The sequence below is a fragment of the Azohydromonas lata NBRC 102462 genome (assembly GCF_001571085.1).
In the GTDB taxonomy this organism is placed as follows: Bacteria; Pseudomonadota; Gammaproteobacteria; order Burkholderiales; family Burkholderiaceae_C; genus Azohydromonas; species Azohydromonas lata.
Genome location: NZ_BCTC01000236.1, coordinates 1 through 2,361 on the forward strand (window position 1 = coordinate 1; position 2,361 = coordinate 2,361).

A 2,361-nucleotide genomic window follows, 5' to 3' on the forward strand; every position below is an offset into this window, starting at 1 on the left:
GGCCAACGGCGCGGGCCTGGTGATGACGGCCTTTGCCGGCACGGGCGCGATCTTCCTGGGCATGGCCACGCTGTCCACGGTGATCAAGCGCGACCTCACGTCCATGGGCAAGTGGCTGTTCATCGGCGCCGTGATGCTGATGGTGGCGGGCATCGCCAACATCTTCATCCAGTCCAGCGCGCTGATGATCACGCTGTCCGTGATGGCCATTGGTATCTTCTCGGCCTTCATCCTGCATGACCTCAAGCGCGTGCGGGACGGCCTGGAAACCAACTACATCACCGCCACCTTGGGTGTGTACCTGAGCCTGTTCAACGTCTTCCAGTCCTTGCTGGCCCTGCTGGGCATCACCAGCGGCAGCGACGATTGAGGGCGGCGGGCCTTTGAGCCACACGACGGAAATCTCCTGATGCAACTGCCTTACTCCACGCGCGCTCCCTGGTGGGCGCGCGCCCTGGCCGCCCCGGCGGCGATGCTGCGCACCCTGGCCCTGGGCGTGGCGGGCCTGTTCATGATGGCCTTCACGCTCGTGGCAGCCCTGGTGGGCGCTGCCATGGTGGTGGTGCTGGCGCTGGTGGCCAGGCGCCGCCTGCGCCAGGCCGGTGTGCGCTTCAACTGGCCGGGGCGCATGCCCGGCGGCGGCTCCGGTTTTGCCGGCAGCACCGGCACGGCGGCTTGGCGTGGCCGCGGTGAGCCCCACGGTGGCGAGGTGATAGAGGCCGAGGTGCGCGAAATCCGCGACCCGGCCCCGCGCCAGGGAGACCAGTGACCCGCCCGTGACCAAGGATCGCTGACGGCGCGGGCACACCGCCTGCCAGTGTGGCCAGACTGTCTCATCCCGGTACAGCCCGCCCAGCCCGCGGTGGAGTCGGTCACAATGGCTCAGCCCTTGACGGGATCCAGAGGAGGCAGCTTGATTCAATTACAGGCAACCATTCCGGACGGCATCAACTTCGAGGACTTGCGCCTGTCGCGGGACATCCGTGACGGCGCGGTGATCTTCGATCCGCATCCCATTGAAGCGATCTGCCAGGCCAGCGGCTTTGACATCGAGGAGATGGTCCAGGGCCCCGAGCCCATCGTGTGCGCGCTCATCACGGCCTGGTACGAGGAGCATCTGCGCCGCGGCGGCGCCCCCGACCCGGTGCAGGAAGACCTCATGGAGGAAACCCGCCTGGAGCAGGAACGCGGCGGCGGCTTCAGCTACGCGCCGGGCCACGCCTGAGGAGGCCTCGCGGGGCGCGGCGGCACGGGCCCAAAAGCGGCGACACTGCGCGCCTTGCGCAACTCTCCGTGCTCCACAGACATGAAGTCGATTGTTTCCCTCGCTGCCGTCCTGTTGTCGCTGGCCGGCGCCCAAGCCCAGGCCCAGGCCCCGGTTGAAACGCAGAAGCTGCCTTCCGGCGTGATCGTGGAGCACACCGTCCAGGGCCAGGGCGCGCAGCCCACGGTCTCCAGCGTGGTGCAGGTGCACTACCGCGGCACACTGGCCGACGGCAAGGAGTTCGACAGCTCCTTCAAGCGCGGCCAGCCCACCACGTTCCCGCTCAACCGCGTCATCCCGTGCTGGACCGAAGGCCTTCAGCAAATGAAGGTGGGCGGCAAGGCCAAGCTCACGTGCCCGGCCAACACGGCCTACGGCGCCCAAGGCATCCCCGGCGTCATTCCCGGCAACAGCACGCTGACCTTCGAAGTCGAACTGCTCAACGTCGCCACGCGCTGAAGGCGTTTGGCGGACCGGCGGGCCACGCAGGGCCCGTCGGCAAGCGGCCAACGCCCGGTTGAGCACGCACCAAAATTGACATAAGAGTGATTGCAGTGCTTTGAAGCCCTGTTTCATACCTTCCAGGCATGACGGCCCACTTTATCGGCATTCGACAGTGTGCTGAACACATGACAGCATTTGCGGCTTCCGCACCCTGTACCGATTCACCGCCCGCCCGCATGAACCCCGTCATCCCCGCCACCGCCCTTGCCGCTTCTCTAACCCTTGCCCACGCGAGCGCTCATGCCCAGGAGCCCCTGGTCGTTCGCATCGGCCACGTCGCCGCCACCAGTGGCGCCATCGCCCACCTGGGCAAGGACAACGAGAACGGCGTGCGCATGGCGCTGGACGAGCTCAACGCCAAGGGCGTGAGCATTGGCGGGCGCAAGGCGAAATTCGAGCTGCTGGCCGAGGACGACGCCGCCGATCCCAAGCAAGGCACCGCCGCCGCCCAAAAGCTCGTGGACGCCAAGGTCAACGGCGTGGTGGGCCACCTGAACTCCGGCACCGCCATTCCCGCCTCGCGCATCTACGCCGACGCCGGCATCCCGCAGATCGCGCCCTCGGTGACCAACCCCAAGTACACCGCCCAGGGT

General features: G+C 67.3%; 5 protein-coding genes. All 5 read left to right on the forward strand.

What is annotated here, in order from left to right:
- A partial coding sequence (locus ALA01S_RS30765; protein ID WP_174548675.1) for a Bax inhibitor-1 family protein occupies positions 1 to 370 on the forward strand: 370 nt, incomplete at its 5' end.
- 39 nt (positions 371 to 409) lie between these two features.
- Positions 410 to 769, forward strand: coding sequence for a hypothetical protein (locus ALA01S_RS30770; RefSeq protein ID WP_066343548.1), 360 nt, complete (start codon positions 410 to 412; stop codon positions 767 to 769).
- Between the two features lie 144 nt (positions 770 to 913).
- Positions 914 to 1,225, forward strand: coding sequence for a hypothetical protein (locus ALA01S_RS30775; protein ID WP_066343549.1), 312 nt, complete (start codon positions 914 to 916; stop codon positions 1,223 to 1,225).
- Between the two features lie 81 nt (positions 1,226 to 1,306).
- Positions 1,307 to 1,723 carry an FKBP-type peptidyl-prolyl cis-trans isomerase gene (locus tag ALA01S_RS30780; protein WP_066343550.1) on the forward strand — a complete coding sequence of 139 codons (417 nt, stop codon included), beginning with the start codon at positions 1,307 to 1,309 and terminating at the stop codon, positions 1,721 to 1,723.
- A 221-nt stretch (positions 1,724 to 1,944) separates the two neighbouring features.
- A partial coding sequence (locus ALA01S_RS30785) for an ABC transporter substrate-binding protein (protein ID WP_157119425.1) occupies positions 1,945 to 2,361 on the forward strand: 417 nt, incomplete at its 3' end.